16 protein-coding genes are annotated in these 17,455 nt (G+C 68.2%); 9 read left to right on the forward strand and 7 right to left on the reverse strand.

The genetic code is table 11. The features are described 5' to 3' along the window. Nucleotides 1-159 precede the first annotated feature (159 nt). Entirely contained in the window at nucleotides 160-2,187 is a 2,028-nt protein-coding gene (locus N792_RS12385) for a sodium-translocating pyrophosphatase (RefSeq protein WP_036195725.1), read from the reverse strand. 585 nt (nucleotides 2,188-2,772) lie between these two features. On the opposite strand from N792_RS12385, the gene N792_RS12390 reads away from it, so the two are divergent. Beyond that, complete coding sequence (locus N792_RS12390; RefSeq protein WP_036195728.1) at nucleotides 2,773-3,282, forward strand: hypothetical protein; 510 nt, start codon at nucleotides 2,773-2,775, stop codon at nucleotides 3,280-3,282. Nucleotides 3,283-3,730: 448 nt separating this feature from the next. Here N792_RS12390 and N792_RS12395 read toward each other — a convergent pair whose 3' ends face one another. Further along, the gene (locus N792_RS12395; protein ID WP_036195731.1) at nucleotides 3,731-4,990 is read right to left on the reverse strand and encodes a 6-phosphofructokinase; all 1,260 of its coding nucleotides are present in this window, start codon (nucleotides 4,988-4,990) and stop codon (nucleotides 3,731-3,733) included. Nucleotides 4,991-5,126: 136 nt separating this feature from the next. Between N792_RS12395 and N792_RS12400 the strand changes: the two genes are divergently transcribed. The 3 genes from N792_RS12400 to N792_RS12410 are packed head-to-tail and all read left to right on the forward strand — an operon-like array spanning nucleotide 5,127 to nucleotide 7,797. Beyond that, nucleotides 5,127-5,705, forward strand: a complete 579-nt coding sequence (locus N792_RS12400; protein WP_036195733.1) for an adenylate kinase — start codon at nucleotides 5,127-5,129, stop codon at nucleotides 5,703-5,705. Between the two features lie 7 nt (nucleotides 5,706-5,712). After that, nucleotides 5,713-7,119 carry a UDP-N-acetylmuramate:L-alanyl-gamma-D-glutamyl-meso-diaminopimelate ligase gene (mpl, locus tag N792_RS12405; protein WP_036195735.1) on the forward strand — a complete coding sequence of 469 codons (1,407 nt, stop codon included), beginning with the start codon at nucleotides 5,713-5,715 and terminating at the stop codon, nucleotides 7,117-7,119. 12 nt (nucleotides 7,120-7,131) lie between these two features. Continuing rightward, nucleotides 7,132-7,797 carry an LON peptidase substrate-binding domain-containing protein gene (locus N792_RS12410; RefSeq protein ID WP_036195738.1) on the forward strand — a complete coding sequence of 222 codons (666 nt, stop codon included), beginning with the start codon at nucleotides 7,132-7,134 and terminating at the stop codon, nucleotides 7,795-7,797. A gap of 79 nt (nucleotides 7,798-7,876) precedes the next feature. On the opposite strand, the gene N792_RS12415 is transcribed toward N792_RS12410, so the two are convergent. Continuing rightward, nucleotides 7,877-9,868 carry a bifunctional DedA family/phosphatase PAP2 family protein gene (locus N792_RS12415; protein WP_036195741.1) on the reverse strand — a complete coding sequence of 664 codons (1,992 nt, stop codon included), beginning with the start codon at nucleotides 9,866-9,868 and terminating at the stop codon, nucleotides 7,877-7,879. A gap of 139 nt (nucleotides 9,869-10,007) precedes the next feature. On the opposite strand from N792_RS12415, the gene N792_RS12420 reads away from it, so the two are divergent. From N792_RS12420 to N792_RS12430, 3 genes are all read left to right on the forward strand, one after another. Then, nucleotides 10,008-10,679 carry a protein kinase family protein gene (locus tag N792_RS12420; RefSeq protein ID WP_052104089.1) on the forward strand — a complete coding sequence of 224 codons (672 nt, stop codon included), beginning with the start codon at nucleotides 10,008-10,010 and terminating at the stop codon, nucleotides 10,677-10,679. Between the two features lie 151 nt (nucleotides 10,680-10,830). Next, the gene (locus N792_RS12425) at nucleotides 10,831-11,646 is read left to right on the forward strand and encodes an SDR family oxidoreductase (RefSeq protein ID WP_036195747.1); all 816 of its coding nucleotides are present in this window, start codon (nucleotides 10,831-10,833) and stop codon (nucleotides 11,644-11,646) included. Nucleotides 11,647-11,740: 94 nt separating this feature from the next. After that, nucleotides 11,741-12,163 (forward strand): VOC family protein, encoded by a 423-nt coding sequence (locus N792_RS12430; protein WP_036195749.1) that lies wholly within the window; start codon nucleotides 11,741-11,743, stop codon nucleotides 12,161-12,163. 42 nt (nucleotides 12,164-12,205) lie between these two features. On the opposite strand, the gene N792_RS12435 is transcribed toward N792_RS12430, so the two are convergent. After that, nucleotides 12,206-13,072, reverse strand: a complete 867-nt coding sequence (locus tag N792_RS12435; protein ID WP_036195751.1) for an ion transporter — start codon at nucleotides 13,070-13,072, stop codon at nucleotides 12,206-12,208. Between the two features lie 98 nt (nucleotides 13,073-13,170). Between N792_RS12435 and N792_RS12440 the strand changes: the two genes are divergently transcribed. Next, a complete protein-coding gene (locus N792_RS12440; protein WP_052104090.1) occupies nucleotides 13,171-14,421 on the forward strand; it encodes an acetylornithine/succinyldiaminopimelate transaminase in 1,251 nt (416 codons plus the stop codon). 136 nt (nucleotides 14,422-14,557) lie between these two features. Here the strand turns inward: N792_RS12440 and hemL are convergent, their stop codons facing one another. Beyond that, nucleotides 14,558-15,850, reverse strand: a complete 1,293-nt coding sequence (gene hemL, locus N792_RS12445) for a glutamate-1-semialdehyde 2,1-aminomutase (protein ID WP_036195753.1) — start codon at nucleotides 15,848-15,850, stop codon at nucleotides 14,558-14,560. A gap of 25 nt (nucleotides 15,851-15,875) precedes the next feature. Then, complete coding sequence (gene thiE / locus N792_RS12450) at nucleotides 15,876-16,505, reverse strand: thiamine phosphate synthase (protein WP_036195755.1); 630 nt, start codon at nucleotides 16,503-16,505, stop codon at nucleotides 15,876-15,878. 84 nt (nucleotides 16,506-16,589) lie between these two features. Here thiE and N792_RS12455 point away from each other — a divergent pair, with 84 nt between their 5' ends. Continuing rightward, nucleotides 16,590-16,781 (forward strand): rubredoxin, encoded by a 192-nt coding sequence (locus N792_RS12455; protein WP_052104105.1) that lies wholly within the window; start codon nucleotides 16,590-16,592, stop codon nucleotides 16,779-16,781. 6 nt (nucleotides 16,782-16,787) lie between these two features. On the opposite strand, the gene N792_RS12460 is transcribed toward N792_RS12455, so the two are convergent. Then, a complete protein-coding gene (locus N792_RS12460; protein ID WP_036195759.1) occupies nucleotides 16,788-17,219 on the reverse strand; it encodes a DUF192 domain-containing protein in 432 nt (143 codons plus the stop codon). Between the last annotated feature and the right edge of the window lie 236 nt (nucleotides 17,220-17,455).

Raw genomic sequence — 17,455 nt, forward strand, 5'->3', positions numbered from 1 at the left:
GGGCCCGGTTCCGACGGCTTGATCCTTGTCAATTGGAGCCGTTTCCCGCCGCCCGTCTGCGCTTGACGAGGTCCCACAAGCCGACAGCCCCGCGAGGTGCGGGGCTGTCGGGTGTGGACGGTGGGGCGACTTCGGGCGCCGTGAGGAAACCGCTTCGCCTTACAGCAGCGGCACCATCAGCAGCGCGACGATGTTGATGATCTTGATCAGCGGGTTGATCGCCGGGCCGGCGGTGTCCTTGTACGGGTCGCCGACGGTGTCGCCGGTCACCGCCGCCATGTGTGCCTCGCTGCCCTTGCCGCCGTGGTGGCCGTCCTCGATGTACTTCTTGGCGTTGTCCCACGCACCGCCGCCGGTGGTCATCGAGATCGCCACGAACAGGCCGGTGACGATCGTGCCGATCAGCACGCCGCCCAGCGCTTTCGGCCCCAGCAGCAGGCCGACCACGATCGGCACCGCGACCGGCAGCAGCGAGGGCACGATCATTTCCTTGATCGCCGACCTGGTCAGCATGTCGACCGCGCGCGAGTAGTCCGGCTTGCCGGTCCCGGCCATGATCCCGGGGATCTCGCGGAACTGGCGGCGGACTTCCTCGACCACGGCACCGGCCGCACGGCCGACTGCTTCCATCGCCATCGCCCCGAACAGGTACGGGATCAGGCCGCCGATCAGCAGGCCGATGATCACCAGGTGGTCGGACAGGTCGAAGGTGAAGATCTCGCCGGGGTTGTTGGCCTGCAGGTTGTGGGTGTAGTCGGCGAACAGCACCAGCGCGGCCAGCGCCGCCGAGCCGATCGCGTAGCCCTTGGTCACCGCCTTGGTGGTGTTCCCGACCGCGTCCAGCGGGTCGGTGATCTCGCGCACTTCCGGCGGCAGGTCGGCCATCTCGGCGATGCCGCCGGCGTTGTCGGTGATCGGTCCGTAGGCGTCCAGCGCGACGATCATGCCGGCCATCGACAGCATCGCCGTGGCCGCGATCGCGATGCCGTACAGGCCGGCCAGCTCATGGCAGATCCAGATCGCCGCGCACACCGCCAGCACCGGCCAGGCGGTCGACTTCATCGAGATGCCCAGGCCCGCGATGATGTTGGTGCCGTGGCCGGTGGTGGAAGCCTGCGCGATGTGCCGCACCGGCCCGAACTGGGTGCCGGTGTAGTACTCGGTGATCCAGACGATCGCCCCGGTCAGCGCCAGCCCGACCAGGGCGCAGAAGTAGAGGTTCAGCGGGCCGCCGTCGAAGTCGGCCATCAGTGAGATGGTCACCGGATAGAACGCGATCGCCGCCAGCACCGCCGACACGATCACGCCCTTGTACAGCGCGCCCATGATCGAGCCGCCAGCCTTCACCTTGACGAAGAACGTGCCGATGATCGAGGCGATGATCGACACGCCGCCCAGCACCAGCGGGAACAGCGCGCCGTTGCCGCCGACCGTGGCCGCCATCAGGTGGCCCAGCAGCATCGTGGCGATGACGGTCACCGCGTAGGTCTCGAACAGGTCGGCCGCCATGCCCGCGCAGTCACCGACGTTGTCGCCCACGTTGTCGGCGATCACCGCCGGGTTGCGCGGATCGTCCTCGGGAATGCCGGCTTCGACCTTGCCGACCAGGTCCGCGCCGACGTCCGCGCCCTTGGTGAAGATGCCGCCGCCCAGCCGGGCGAAGATCGAGATCAGCGAGGAACCGAACGCCAGCCCGACCAGCGCGTGCAGCGCCGGTTCGCCGACGATGCCGACCTTCGCCAGCACCAGCCAGTAACCGGCGACACCCAGCAGGCCCAGCCCGACTACCAGCATCCCGGTGATCGCGCCGCCGCGGAACGCGACGTCCATCGCCGGTCCGATCCCCCGCCGGGCCGCCTCGGCGGTGCGCACGTTGGCGCGGACCGAGACGTTCATGCCGATATAACCGGCACCGCCGGACAGGATCGCACCCACCGCGAAGCCGGCCGCGGTGGACCAGCCAAGGAAAACCCCGATAAGGACAAACAGGACCACGCCGGCGACCGAGATGGTGAGGTATTGCCGGTTGAGATAGGCGCGTGCGCCTTCCTGGATCGCGCCGGCGATCTGCTGCATGCGTTCGTTGCCGGCGGGCTGCGCGCTGATCCAGCGCGCCGAGATGATCCCGTACAGGATCGCGATGACGGCGCACACGAGCGCCAAGGTCAAACCGTACTGCTCCAGCATGGACCCCTCCCCTTAGAGTGGACGACTTGGAATTTCGGATTACCTGCTTCGAGTTGTGGTTGCCGGCCAGACGGTGCGAGCCGGCAACGCGACGACTATGGCATAGGACGCCGCGGCACCGTAGCGCCCGGCAGCTTCGCCCGCGATCGGTTCGCCCACGCATTCCCCGCGCCGGCGGGAAGCGCGCGCAGCGGTTTTGCAGGAGCGACATGAGTCGCGAAACTACAAATGATGGGGACGATGCACAGGTCGCGACTCACGTCGCTCCTACACATGCGGGACGGCGGCGTGGAGACTTGCGGGAGCCGTGTTGTCGTAGGAGCCAACATGAGTCGCGAAACCGCGAATGCTGGACACGATGGTCAAGTCGCGACTGACGTCGGTCCTATCTATCAGGGCGAGGCCACGTGCCTCGCGTGCTTGTGCAGTGCCGTTGTCCCACGGGGACGTCCTTCGGTCGTAGGGACTCAGCTGCGAACTTGCGAAGGTTGGATGTGATGGTCAGGTCGCGACTGACGCGGCTCCTACCGACGGGGTTCAGTCGCCCCGTGCGAGGCTTTCGCCATTCGTCCCCCGGGAGTTCCCATGCGCCTGATGCCCTTGCTGATCGCCATTGCCGCGCTGCCGGCCACAGCGTTCGCCGCCGAATCGAAGCCTGAGATCGACCGCGCGCCAGCGGCCCCGCAGGCCGTCGGCGCGGCTCACACGCTGCGCACGATTCCGGAGGCCTGCGCCCGTCTGGAAGGCGTGTTTACCGGCGTCGCCGCCGACCCGTATCAATTCGCGGTGGTCCGCACCAGCCCGACGTGCCAGCCGCGCGCCCGGTTCGTCGATGCCGCCAAGGTGAAACCTTCCGGGGCGGGAGGCTGGGTGCTCAATGATCTGATCCGCGTCCCCAATGCGGGCTGCGCATCGCAACTGGCCGTCGTGCAGGTGTGGCGAAAGCCGGGCCAGGCCGATCCGCCGAAGCTCGATGCGCAGGGCCGTGCGCGGATCTATCTGGACGATTCCAAGCGGGCCAAGAGCGCCGACCCGCTGTCGGCGGTGACGGTGTTTTCCGCCGCGATGGCGGTCGAGGGAAAGCCCTGCAACTGATGCAGAGGCCCGCGCGCGCAACGCTCACCCATGACGGCCGTAGGACTCAATAAGCGCAGCGCATTGCGCCGCCGGAGTGATCGACCGCCGCGGAATCATCGACTGCCGGGTGACGTGCCATTGCAGGCGAGGCGCGTGACCGGACGCGTGTCGGACCGGCGCATTGTCAATGCGCCTTACGTGAGACACCAGGCTGATGCGAACGTCATGACGCGCTGGGGTGACTGGTTGTCGGGTGGCTACGCCGAAGCAGCGTCTTGATCCAGTCGCAAGCGGTGGAGCATCCCGGGGGAGGCGTGGTGTGGGGTGGTTGCGGGAAAGCAGGCCATGGATGGCCTGCGGCCCCGAGTCAGGGCAGGACGCCCTGACCGAGGGGTGTAGCAACTACCCCGCACCGCGGCTCCCGAGCGCGACAATTACGCCGGTGGCCTGGGTCGCCGAACCCAGCTCACTCCTCCGACCAGCGCTCCAGCTTTCTTGCCACCGGCACATTCTTCAGCGTCACGTACTTCGGCAATCCATCGTTTCCGTAGGGCGGCGGCGCTTCGCCACGGATCAGCGGTTCCAGGTAGGTACGGGCCTTTTCGGTAATGCTGTAGCCGTCGCGGCGCAGGAATCCTGCCGGTAGCTTCTTTTCCCGGTTGGCGATCTTCGACAGCGGCGCGGCCTCGATTTTCCAGCGATAGGGCGCATCGCTGGTCCGCACGATCACCGGCATCACCGAGTTCATGCCTGCCAGCGCGAACTCCACCGCCGCCTTGCCGACCGCCTGTGCGTGCTCCAGGTCGGTCTTCGATGCCAGGTGCCGGGCCGAGCGCTGCAGGTAGTCGGGCAATGCCCAGTGCACCTTGTAGCCGAGCACGTGCTGGACCCGGCCGGCAAGATGGGAGGCGACGCCACCCAGCTGCGAGTGGCCGAAGGAGTCCACGCCGCCGCCGGCGTCGGCGACAAACGAACCATCGGCGGTCTGGATGCCTTCGCTGGCGACCACGACGCAATAGCCGACGCGCTCGACCACGGCTTTCACGCGGGCGAAGAAATCGGCCTCGTCGAACGGCCGCTCGGGAAACAGGATGAGGTGCGGCGCCTCGTCCGGGCCATGCCCGGCCAGACCGGCGGAGGCGGCCAGCCAGCCGGCGTGGCGGCCCATCGCCTCGTACACGAACACCTTGGTCGAGGTGTCGGCCATCGCCGCGACATCCAGCGCCGCCTCGCGCACCGAGACCGCGGTGTATTTCGCGGCCGAGCCGAAGCCCGGGCTGCAGTCGGTCAGGGCGAGGTCGTTGTCGATCGTCTTGGGCACGCCGATGCACGCCAGCGGGTAGTCGAACTCGGTCGCCAGCTTCGACATCTTCAGCGCGGTGTCGGCCGAATCGTTGCCGCCGTTGTAGAGGAACCAGCGCACGTCATGCGCCCGCAGCACGTCGAGCAGGCGCTCGTATTTCGCCCGGTCCTCGTCCAGCGACTTGAGCTTGAACCGGCACGAGCCGAACGCGCCGCCGGGCGTGTGGGTGAGCGCGCGGATCGCGGCGATCGGCTCTTTCGAGGTGTCGATCAGGTCCTCGCGCAGCGCGCCCAGGATGCCGTTGCGGGCGGCCAGCACCTTGATCTTGTGTGCGCGCGCGGTCTGGATGACGGCCGAAGCGGTGGCGTTGATGACGGCGGTGACGCCGCCGGATTGCGCGTAGAGCAGGGTTCCGGATGACATGGGATTTCCATTGGGAATGCCGGGGAACGCGCGCGGATGCGTTAAGCTGAGCGCCGTTTGCCCCGGCAGGTTGACAGGCAGCTGCGAGTGTAGCGCCGGCCCCGTGAGGCGCAGGTTCCCGACTCAGGAGACAGCGATGCGATTGGTACTTCTCGGCCCGCCCGGTTCGGGCAAGGGCACCCAGGCGGTCCGCCTCAAGGAGCACCTGCAGGTGCCGCACATCTCCACCGGCGACCTGCTGCGCGCGGAAGTCGCCGCCGGCAGCGCGCTCGGCCGCGAGGCCAGCGCCGTCATGGCCCGCGGCGAGCTGGTGTCCGACGAGATCCTGCTGGGCATGCTGGAAAGCCGCTTCTCGCGCGATGACACCAAGGGCGGTTTCATCCTCGATGGCTACCCGCGCAACCTGGCCCAGGCTGATGCGCTGAACACATTGCTGGAGCGCATCGGCCAGCCGATGGATGCGGCGGTGCAGCTGGACGTGCCCAGCGAACTGCTGGTCGAGCGGATCGCCGGCCGTGCCCAGGCCGAGGGCCGCGCCGATGACACGCCCGAATCGGTGCGCACCCGGCTCAAGGTCTACAGTGACCAGACCGCGCCGGTGGTGGATTTCTTCCGCCAGCGCGGCAAGCTCAGTGTGGTCGACGGCGTGGGTTCGCTGGACGAAGTCTTCACGCGCATCATCAGTGCGTTGCAGCCGGTGCCGGCAGTCGGCTGACCGGGTCATGAAACTGCATATCCTCGGCATCGCCGGCACGTTCATGGGCGGTGTCGCGACGCTCGCGCGTGAGTTGGGTCACCAGGTCGAGGGCAGCGACCAGGCGGTGTATCCGCCGATGTCGACCCTGCTGGAAACGCTCGGGATCGAACTTCGCCAGGGTTACGGCCCGGCGAACATCTCCGCCGATTGCGATGAGATCGTCATCGGCAATGCGCTGTCGCGGGGCAATCCCGCGGTGGAGCAGGTGCTCGACGATGGCCGCAGGTACATCTCCGGCGCGCAGTGGCTGGCCGAGAACGTGCTGCCCGGCCGCGACGTGCTGGCGGTGGCCGGCACCCACGGCAAGACCACCACGACCTCGATCCTGACCTGGCTGCTGGAGGCGGCCGGGCGCGCGCCGGGCTTCCTGATCGGCGGCGTGGCGGAGGATTTCGGGGTATCGGCGCGGGTGGGTGGCGGCCGTGACTTCGTGGTCGAGGCCGACGAGTACGACACCGCGTTCTTCGACAAGCGCAGCAAGTTCGTCCACTACCGGCCACTGGTGGCGATCCTCAACAACCTCGAGTTCGACCACGCCGACATCTTCCCCGATGTGGCGGCGATCCAGCGCCAGTTCCACCATCTGGTGCGCACCGTGCCGCGTCGCGGCCGGCTGGTCGTCAATGGCGAGGACCGTCATCTGGCCGAGGTGCTGGCGATGGGCTGCTGGACGCCGGTGCAGACGTTCGGGCTCGATGCCGGCTTGGCAATCAAGCCGGTCGATGCGGGCGTGGCGTTCAACTGGACCGCGCGCCTGCTGGCCGCGGATGGCAGTGCGTTCGTGGTCGTGCATGACGGCGTCGACGTGGGCGAAGTGCAGTGGCCGCTGCTGGGCCGGCACAACGTGATGAACGCGCTGGCCGCACTGGCGGGCGCACATGCCGTCGGTGTCAACGTGGCCGAGGTGCTGTCCGCGTTGACCGGCTTCAACAGCGTCAAGCGGCGGATGGAGATGGTCGGCGCGCATGCCGGCATCACTGTCTACGATGACTTCGCCCACCACCCCACCGCGATCGCGACCACGCTGGCCGGGTTGCGCGCGAAGGTTGGCGATGCGCGCGTGGTGGTGGCGATGGAGCCGCGCAGCAATTCGATGCGCCTGGGTGCACATGCCGACGCATTGGCGCCGTCGCTGGACGAGGCCGATGCGGTGGTGTTCCTGCACCGCCCCGAACTGGCCTGGGACGCCGGCAAGGTGGTGGCCGACCTGCGCGGCGAGGGCATGGCCGCGGCCGATGTCGATGCGCTGATCGCAATGCTGGTGTCGCGGGCGCGTGCCGGTGACCACGTTGTTTTCATGTCCAACGGCGGCTTCGATGGCGCGCCGCGACGGTTCCTGGCGGCGCTGCAGGACCGCACCGCGCTGGGGTAGGCTGGCACGACGATGGCGAACGATCCCCAGCCCGAGACCCTGTCGCTGTTCCCCTTGCCGACCGTGCTGCTGCCGGGCGCGACGCTGGGCCTGCGCGTGTTCGAGCCGCGCTATCTGGACATGGTGCGCGAGTGCGGCCGCAACAGCTGCGGGTTCGGGATCTGTCTGATTCTCGAACGTGATGCTCTCGAAAGTGATGCCCTCGAAAGCGATGCCCTCGAAAGTGACGGACCGGGAAACGACGCGCGCGGCGAGCCCGGCGTCCACGGTGCGGCGGCCGCCTACGGCACCGAGGCGCTGATCGAGGATTTCGGTACCGGCGACGATGGCCTGCTGACCTTGCAGGTGCGTGGCGCGCGCCGCTTCCACGTGAACCAGGTCCGGGTTCGCGACAACGGTTTGCAGGTGGCCCGGATCACCTGGTGCGAGCCCGATCCGGTGGAACCCCTGCGGCCCGAGCACGGCCTGTTGTCGACCCTGCTGCATGGCGTGATCGACCGGTTCGGCGGCGAGTACGCCAAGGCCGACGAGGCGCGGTTCGACGATGCCGCCTGGGTCGGCTGGCGGTTGGCGGAGTTGCTGCCGTTGCTGGATCAGCAGCGCCAGCAGTTGCTGCAGATCGATGATCCGCACGAGCGACTCGACCATCTGCTGGCGCTGCTGCCCGACGAGCCCTGATCCGCGGGCCTGACCGCGGATCGATTGGCAGCCTGCGGTTGGTGGCCTGCGATTGCCGGCCGCTGGTTGCCGGCCAGTATTACTCCGCGACCCGCACCCGCAGCACCGGTACGCCGTTGAGCGGATGCACTGCCTGGGCCGTCTCGAAGCCTGCCAGCGCGGCCCCTACCTGGGCGTGCGAGTGACCGTCGTGGGGCTTGGGCAACCACAGCACCGCCGCACCCAGCGGCTTGCTCAGGTGCAGGGTCTGGGTGGTGCCCAGCCACAGCGGAGTACCGTCGGCCAGCGCGACCGGCGCGGGCCACAAGCGCAGTGCGTATTGATCGTCAGGGCCCGGTCCGGGGTGCAGCATGAGCAGGGCTTCCGCGTGCGCGTCCAGGGTCGCCGGCAGTACCGCCTGGTCGACGCCGGGAACGTCGTCGTCGAGCAGGCTGATCGTCGCGGTCCAGTCGGCCTGCGGTTGCACGCGCCAACCGGCGGCCTCCATCGCGGTCTGCAATGACGCCAGCGGACCGGCGACCTGGATGTCCAGCGGCCAACGGCGACGCGGGTCGTTTTCGTTGCGCTGCGCCGGCAGCTTCTCCCAGCCGTCGCGCCACCAGTCGTCGACGGCAATCTGCACGCCCGGCGGGGCGGGCTGGAACAATGCCAGCAGCCGTTCCGAGGCCGATGGCGCATGCCATAACGCGGCGATCACGAAACTGCCGTAGAACAGCGCCGCCAGGGGGCGCATCCAGAACGACCGCGCGACGTGGCTGCGGTAGGCGATGCCCAGGATCAGCAGCCAGACCAGGCCGAACAAGGTGCCGCCGATCAGGTCGCTCAGCCAGTGCGCGCCCAGATACAGGCGGGCGAAGGCCACCACGGCGGTGACCACCCCGGCCAGCAGGTAGGGCCAGACCCGCTTGCGGCCGGGCAGTTCGCGCGCGATCAGCACCGCGAAGAAGCCGAACACGATGGTGGTCATGGTGACCGCGACGGAGGGGAAGCCGAAGCCGGCCGGCGCGGTCGAGGGCCGCGGCATGTCGACCACCGCTTCCAGCAGCGAGGTCAGCACCAGTCCGAACACCAGCGCGGCCAGCCAGTGCGCGGCGGCCATCCAGCGCCGGCGCCACAAGAGGTACGCCATCACCACGGCCGCCGCCGCGCCCAGCACCTGCGCATCGCCGATGCTGGCCAGTCCGGCCATCAGGCGATCGGCGAGCGGATTGCGCAGACCCCACATCAGGTCGTGCAGATGGTGGTCCAGCGCCAGTGGCCCGCCGCTGGCCAGCAGGATCGCCAACAGGGTGAAACAGATCCAGCTGATCGCCAGCAGGCACACCGCCAGCATCGCCAGCGACGCGGATTCGGGCCGGTTCGGATCCACCAGCGCACCGGCGTAGCGGCCCAGCCGGGGGTGGCGACGGGTCCATCGCAACAGGCGCGCCAATAGATGATCCGCGTTCTGCGCGAACCAGCGCCAGGTGTAGAGAACGCCTGCCCAGGCCAGTGCGATCGCGACCGCCAGGCCGCCCAGGGCGAGCGCGAGCCGGTCGGCCACCGCAGCGACTGCATCGTAGGAAGCCCCCAGCACCCAGCCGGGCGCGAGGAACAAGGCCGCCCAGGTGATGCTGGCGAACGCGCTGGGCAGGGCGTAACGGCGGATGGGCATGTGCAGCATGCCCGCGATGGCCGGCACGAACGGCCGCACCGCGCCGACGAAACGCGCAATCAGGATGCTTTTCACGCCATGCCGGCGGAACATCGTCTCGCCGCGATCCAGCCACTGCGGGTAGCGCACGAACGGCCAGCACCCGCGCAGCCGCTGCGGGCCGAGACGGCGACCGAACCAGTAGCTGAGCGCATCGCCGATGAACGCGCCGGCAGCCGCGCACAACAGCGCGTAAGGCCCGCTGATGTGACCCAGCCCGACCAGTGCGCCGGCGGCGAACAGCAACGGCAATGCGGGCACCACGATGCCGACGATGACCAGTGCGTCGCAAAAGGCGATCAGGAAGATCAGCGCACCGGCGGCGATCGGATGGGTCGCGATCCACGCGGTGATGCTGTCGAGCCAGGCAGGATTCATCGCGGCATTATGGCAGCGGCCCGCCGCCCCCAAGCACCGTTTTGCGCGCGTCGTGCGGAGATGGGTTCCGCATCAGTTCATCGGCTCATGCACCCATGCGGGCCCACAGCGGATGGGTCGAACTCCGTAGACTGGTGGCATGTCCCGTTCCCATGTTTCCGAGGCGGCCGAAGTCGCCGCTTTGAAGGCCGACAGCTTCGGCCGCATTGCCCTGATGCGCGACCCGACCGGCCTGTTCGTGCGTCGCGATCTGGCCCACGTGCCGCTGTGGCTGCGGCTGCCCGCCTGGTGGCTGGCGCGTCGTGAAGCGCGCGGCCTGCGGCGGGTCGACGGCCTGCACGATGTCCCCCAACTGCTGCGCTGGGATGGCCGCCGGCTCGATCGCAGCTACATGGAAGGCGCGGCGATGTACCAGGCGCCCCCGCACGGCGACCTGGCGTACTTCCGCCAGGCCCGTCGCCTGCTGCAGCAACTGCATCGTCGCGGCCTGGCCCACAACGACCTGGCCAAGGAGGCCAACTGGCTGGTGCTGGCCGACGGCCGCCCGGCGATCATCGACTTCCAGCTTGCCGTTCGCGGCGACGCGCGCTCGCGCTGGATGCGCCTGCTCGCGCGCGAGGACCTGCGCCACCTGCTCAAGCACAAACGCACGTACTGCCCGCAGTTCCTGACCCCGGTCGAGCGTCGCGTGCTGAAGCGGCATTCCTGGGTGCGCGATGCGTGGTTCGCGACCGGCAAACCGGTGTACCGCTTCGTGACCCGCCGGCTGCTGAAGTGGGAGGACAATGAGGGGCAGGGGCCGAAGCCGTGATCGCTTGAAGGTCGAATCAACGTCCGCCCACACGTATTCCCGTTTCCGCATGCGCCACGTCCACCGCGCCCCGTCGCGTCGGGAGCCGTTGCCTACAATGGCCATTGCAGTTGATTGATTGCCGCTGCCCGCCCGTTATCAGGAGCCCTCCATGTCCACCCTGTCCGGCAAGACCCTGTTCATCACTGGTGCCTCGCGTGGGATCGGCCGTGCGATCGCGCTGCGCGCCGCGCGCGACGGCGCCAACATCGCGATCGCCTCCAAATCCTCCGTGCCCAATCCGAAGCTGCCGGGCACCATCCACACCGTCGCCGCCGAGGTCGAGGCCGCTGGCGGCCAGGCGCTGGCGCTGCAATGCGACATCCGCGAGGAGGAGCAGGTCCGCGCGGCGGTCGCAGCCACGGTGGATGCGTTCGGCGGTATCGACATCCTGGTCAACAACGCCAGTGCGATCTGGCTGCGCGGCACGCTGGACACGCCGATGAAGCGGTTCGACCTGATGCAGCAGGTCAACGCGCGTGGCAGTTTCCTGTGCGCGCAGGCGTGCCTGCCGTACCTGCTGCAATCGCCCAATCCGCACATCCTCAGCCTGGCGCCGCCGCCCAGCCTGGACCCGAAATGGTGGGCGCCGCACACCGGCTACACGCTGGCGAAGATGGGCATGAGTTTCGTGACGATCGGGCTGGCGGCGGAGTTCGGTCCGCAGGGCGTCGCGGTCAACGCGCTGTGGCCGCGCACGATCATCGCCACCGATGCGCTCAACATGATTCCCGGCATCGACACCGCCGGTTGCCGCAAGCCGGACATCGTCGCCGACGCCGCCCACGCGGTGCTGGTGCGCGAGGCGGCGGGTTTCCACGGCCGGTTCCTGATCGACGAAGACGTGCTGGTCGAGGCGGGCGTCGCGGATTTTTCCGGCTATGCGGTCGATCCCACCCAGCCACTGCTGCCTGACCTGTTCCTGTGACCGAACGCGCTGCAAACCCCGTTGTTGGTCGGGACACATCGATCAAGGCGTGTTGATCCACGCACGTCGAGACACATGCATTGAGGAGCACACCATGAAATACCTGCACGCGATGATCCGCGTCCACGACCTGGAAGCCACCACCCGCTTTTTTGTCGAAGGCCTCGGCCTGCGCCAGACCCGCCGGCTGGACAACGAGGCCGGCAGGTTCACCCTGGTGTATTTCGGCGCGCCGGAAAACCCCGAGGTCGAGATCGAACTGACCTACAACTGGGGCTCCGACGAGGACTACGGCAGCGCACGCAACTTCGGCCACCTCGCGTTCGAGGTCGACGATATCTACGCCACCTGCGCGCACCTGCAGTCGATGGGCATCACCATCAACCGGCCGCCACGCGACGGCCACATGGCGTTCGTGCGCTCCCCGGACCTGATCTCGATCGAGCTGCTGCAGAAGGGCGAGCGGTTGCCGGTGACCGAGCCGTGGGCGTCGATGCCGAATGTCGGGCAGTGGTGAGTTCCAAGGCCTGAAAAACCGTCGTCGTCCACCCGGGATCTACTACTCCATCGGCGCCGCAAGGGCGCTCCCGCACTGGCGGCAATACGCCGCTTCCGGCTCATGCCCTTCCAGTCCACAGGCCGCACAGCCGCGGTTGTCGTGGCGTTTGTCTGGACTCCGCAGCAGGCCGCTGGCCAGCTCGGCGGTATAGATGCCGGTCGGCACCGCGATGATGCTGTAGCCGATCAGGATCAGCACCGAGGTGATCAGCCGTCCGCCTGCGGTCTGCGGCGCGAGATCACCGAAGCCCACGGTCGCCATCGTCACGATGGCCCAGTACATCCCGGTCGGGATCGTGCTGAAGCCGTACTCCGGGCCTTCGATGACGTACATCAGCGCGCCGAAGATCATCGCGATGGTCAGCAGCACGCTGACGAACAGGAAGATCTTGCGCCGGCTGCGCCACAGCGCGCCCATCAGCAGGCTGCCTTCATCCACATAGCGGGTCAGCTTGAGGATCCGGAAGATCCGCAGCACGCGCAGGATGCGCACCACCAGCAGGGCCTGCGCGCCGGGCACGAACATCGAGATGTACGTCGGCAGGATCGACAGCAGGTCGATGATTCCCCACAGGCTCAGCGCGTAGCGCAAGGGCCGGCGCACCACCAGCAGGCGCAGCACGTACTCGGCGGTGAATACCAGGGTGAAGCCCCACTCGATCCGGTACAGCGCAACGGCATGGTCGATGTGCAGCCATGGATCGCTGTCGAGCATGATCACCGCCACGCTGGCAAGGATCGCCAGGATCAGCAGCAGGTCGAAATTGTGTGACGGCGGCGTGTCGTGGCGATAGATGATCTCGAACCAGCGTTGCCGCCAGCCGGTTTCGGCAGCAGGGTTGAGCTGTGGCGTGAACAGCAGGCGCATGGTGATTCTCCGGGCCATCGCGCGCGGACATGGCGGGCATGCCGGACGGCGGGTGGATCGGGGAGAATAACCGCTCGCCCGAACCAGCCCCTTGCGCCATGACCGATACCGATCTCTACCCCCTGTGCGAGCGCTACTACCTGCCGGTGTATCGGCCGCGCCGGATTGTGCTCGAGCGGGGCGCAGGTTCGCGCGTCTGGGATCAGCAGGGTCGCGAGTACATCGACTTCGGTGCGGGCATCGCGGTCAACGCACTCGGCCACGCCCATCCGGCCCTGGTCGCCGCGCTGACCGAACAGGCCGGCAAGCTCTGGCACACCAGCAACGCGTTCGTCAGCGCACCGCCGTTGCGCCTGGCGCAGGCACTGGTGGATGCGGCCGGCTTCGCCGAGCGGGTGTTCTTCTGCAACTCCGGCGCGGAGGCCAACGAGGCCGCGATCAAGCTGTCACGGCAGTGGGCGAGTGCGCAGGGGCGCGACCCGGCGCGTCGGGTGATCCTGACGTTCCGCGGCGGCTTCCACGGTCGCACCCTCGCGACCGTCACCGCGACCGCGCAACCCAAATACCAGGCCGGTTTCGAGCCGCTGCCGGGCGGGTTCCGCTACAGCGACTTCAACGATCTGGCGGCGGCCGAAGCGGCGATGGCGGCCGGCGACGTGTGCGCGGTGCTGGTCGAGCCGGTGCAGGGCGAGGGTGGCGTGACGCCGGCGACCGAGGCGTTCCTGCACGGCCTGCGTGCCTTGTGCGACCGCCATGAAGCCTTGCTGATGCTCGACGAGATCCAGTGCGGCATGGGTCGTACAGGCCGCCTGTTTGCCTGCGATGACTACGGCGTGCGGCCCGATGTGGTGACGCTGGCCAAGGCGCTGGGCGGCGGGTTCCCGATCGGCGCGATGCTCGTCGGTGCGCGTGCGGCGCAGGCGATGGCGTTCGGCCAGCACGGCAGCACCTTCGGCGGCAATCCGCTGGCGGCGGCGGTCGCCTCCGTCGCCCTGCGTGAACTGTCGTCGCCCGCCCTGCTGGCCAATGTCGAACGGCAGGCGCAAGCGCTGCGCGATGGACTGGCCGCGATGGATGCGGGGCTGGGGATGTTCAGCGAGATCCGCGGTCGCGGCCTGATGATCGGGGCCCAGTTGCGGCCCGGGCACGCCGGTCAGGCCAGCGCGATCCTCGACCGCTGCATCGAGCACGGACTACTGCTGTTGCAGGCCGGCCCCGACGTGCTGCGCTTCGTTCCGGCGCTGAACATCGCCGATGCCGATGTCGCCGAAGGCCTGCAGCGGCTGCAGGCCGCCTTGGCGGACTTTGTGGGCGCGGGGCCCGATGCCCGCACGCGGGATGCCGTCTGAGACGGACCGGCAACGGTTCGTACTGCGCCTGCCGCCTCTCCGCACCAGCGGCGACCTGCGCGCCGTCAGCGGTCATGCTGGACGGACCGCCGCGGAACGGGCGTCAGGCACCGCGCCCCGACGCGGCGGGCTTGGCTCAGGCCGCCGCGACCACGGCGAACGCCGCACGCGCTGCATCCACCGTCGCCGCGATGTCCGCCTCGGAGTGCGCGCTGGACATGAAGCCGGCCTCGAACGCGGACGGCGCGAGATACACCCCGCGCTCGAGCATTGCGTGGAAGAAACGGCCGAACTTCGCCGCATCCGACCCCAGCGCATCGGCAAAACTCTCCACCGGCCCCTCGCGGAAATACAGCCCGAACATGCCCGGCGCGCGGGTGGTGTGGAAGGCCACGCCCGCCTCCCTCGCAGCGGCTTCCAGGCCACCGCACAGCGCATGTGTGCTGGCTTCCAGTGCGTCGTGGAAGCCCTGCGCCTGGATCAACTCCAGAGTCGCCAGGCCGGCGGCCATTGCCACCGGATTGCCGCTCAGCGTGCCGGCCTGGTAGATCGGCCCGCTCGGCGCGACCTGGCGCATCAGGTCGCGGCGGCCGCCAAACGCACCCACCGGCATGCCGCCGCCGATGATCTTGCCGAACGTGCTCAGGTCCGGAGCGATGCCGTAACGCTGCTGTGCACCGCCGAGCGCCACGCGGAAGCCGGTCATCACCTCGTCGAAGATCAGCAGCGCGCCGTGCCTCGTGCACAGCTCGCGCAGGTGCTGCAGGTAGCCCTCGCGGGGCAGGATGCAGTTCGCGTTGCCGACGATCGGCTCGATGATCAGCCCGGCGATATCAATGCCGACCTCGTCGAACAGGGCGGTCGCCGCCTCGAAGTCGTTGTACGGCAGCGTCAGGGTCAGGTCCGCCAACGCCTTCGGCACGCCCGGCGAATTGGGCAGCCCGAAGGTCAACGCGCCGCTGCCGGCCTTGACCAGGAAGCTGTCGCCGTGACCGTGGTAGCAACCCTCGAACTTCACGATCCGCGAGCGCCCGGTCGCGCCGCGCGCCACCCGGATCGCCGACAACGTCGCTTCGGTGCCGGAGTTGACCATGCGCACCATCTCGCAGCTCGGCACGATCGAGGTGATCGCCTCGGCCATCGTCACTTCCAGCGGATTGGGCACGCCGAAGCTGAGGCCGTCGCGCATCGTCCGGGCCACCGCGTCGAGCACCTGCGGGTGCGCATGGCCGGCGATCATCGGTCCCCATGAGCCGACGTAATCGATGTAACGGTTGCCATCGACATCGAACAGATACGGCCCCTGCGCACGTTGGGCGAAGAACGGTTCTCCACCGACCGATTTGAACGCGCGCACCGGCGAATTGACGCCGCCGGGAAGCAGCTCGGAAGCGCGGGTGAACAGGGCGTGCGAACGGTCGTGATTCATTGAAGGGTTCTCATCTCGGGACGTTTCAGTCGTGTGTAAAGCAGGCGCGATAGGCGCGCACGGCAAGTGCCGGGTCGGGTGCATCGAACACGCCGCTGATCACTGCGAGCAGGTCGGCGCCGGCCTGCGCCAACAGCCACCCATTGTCCGGCGTGATGCCCCCAATGGCCACCCGCGGCACGCCAAGCCGGGCGGCATCGCGCAACACCTGTGGCGATGCGGCCCGGGCGTGCGGCTTGGTCGGCGATACGAAAAACGCGCCGAACGCGACATAGCTGGCACCGGCCGCCACCGCACGCTCCGCCCGCTCGAGGTTGCCGTAACAGGAAGCTCCCAGGATCGCACCGGGGCCCAGCGCTGTACGCGCCGCGGCAAGCTCGCCATCGTCCTCGCCCATGTGCGCGCCATCGGCCTTCAGTGCCGCCGCCAGACGCCAGTCGTCGTTGATGATCAGCGGCACCCCGTATTGGGCGCACAAAGGTTGCAATGCAGCGGCCTGTTCACGGCGCAAGGCCGCATCGCCCGGCTTGTTGCGGTATTGCAGCCATGCCGCGCCGGCCTGCAATACCGGCGCGACCCTCGCCAGCAGACGTGCAGTGTCGGATTCATCGGGCGTGATCGCGTACAGCCCCTGTCGGGGCCAAGTCTTGTTCATGTGGGCGCTTTCACCTGTGGGGGCGGGGTGGGACAATCCGGAGTCATTCCGGCAACCCATTATCCGTCCATGCCCCGTAACGACATGTCCCAGAGCACCACCACCGTCGAGTACCGTAGCTGGATGTGTGTCGTTTGCGGCTTCATCTATGACGAAGCGGCGGGCTTGCCGGAAGAAGGCATCGCGCCCGGGACGCGCTGGCAGGATGTTCCCGACACCTGGACCTGCCCCGACTGCGGTGTGACCAAGGACGACTTCGAGATGATGGAGCTCTGAGGCGGGCTATCGTGTCGTCGGGATCGCGGGGCCGAAATGCAGTTCCGCGCCATCTTCCAGGCCCAGCTTCGACGCCTGTCCGGCATTAAGCTCTAGAACGAACCGCGCCGCGGCTCCGCTGGGATAGGGAGGGCAGCGGTCGCCGGCTGAGCACGGCGGTACATCGCGTTGCTGCGAGACCAGTCGGCGCTCGTTGTCGAAGTACAGGATGTCCAGCGGGATCCGGGTGTTCTTCATCCAGTACGCCTGCGGCTCCTCGCGTTCGTGGATGAACAGCATCCCGTGGTCCTCGGCGATCCCGTCACGGAACATCAGTCCCTGCGCCCGCTTGGCGTTGTCGTCCGCCACTTCGACCGCATAGCGTGCGCCGCCCAGTTCAACCCACAGGCCGTTGCCGGACGCGCAGCCGGCCAGCAACAAGCCACAGGCCAGCGCCATTCCACTTGCCACTCGATTCGCCCGCACCGTTGTCCGCTCCCTACAGGTTGTATCCGGCGACCTTCGAGCAGCAGGAGCAGCCCGTCAAGTGACGGCTATTTCACCCTCCCGGGGATATATTTCGCATCTACCCCTTCCCAGCGTCGCGGAAGGTGTGCACAATGCGCGGCCCGCCGGGGTGTCGGCACGAGGTTCGGCGGGGTGGTGGGACGGATCGGCATCGGGTGTTGACGTTG

The organism is Lysobacter concretionis Ko07 = DSM 16239 (assembly GCF_000768345.1).
Lineage (GTDB): Bacteria > Pseudomonadota > Gammaproteobacteria > Xanthomonadales > Xanthomonadaceae > Novilysobacter > Novilysobacter concretionis.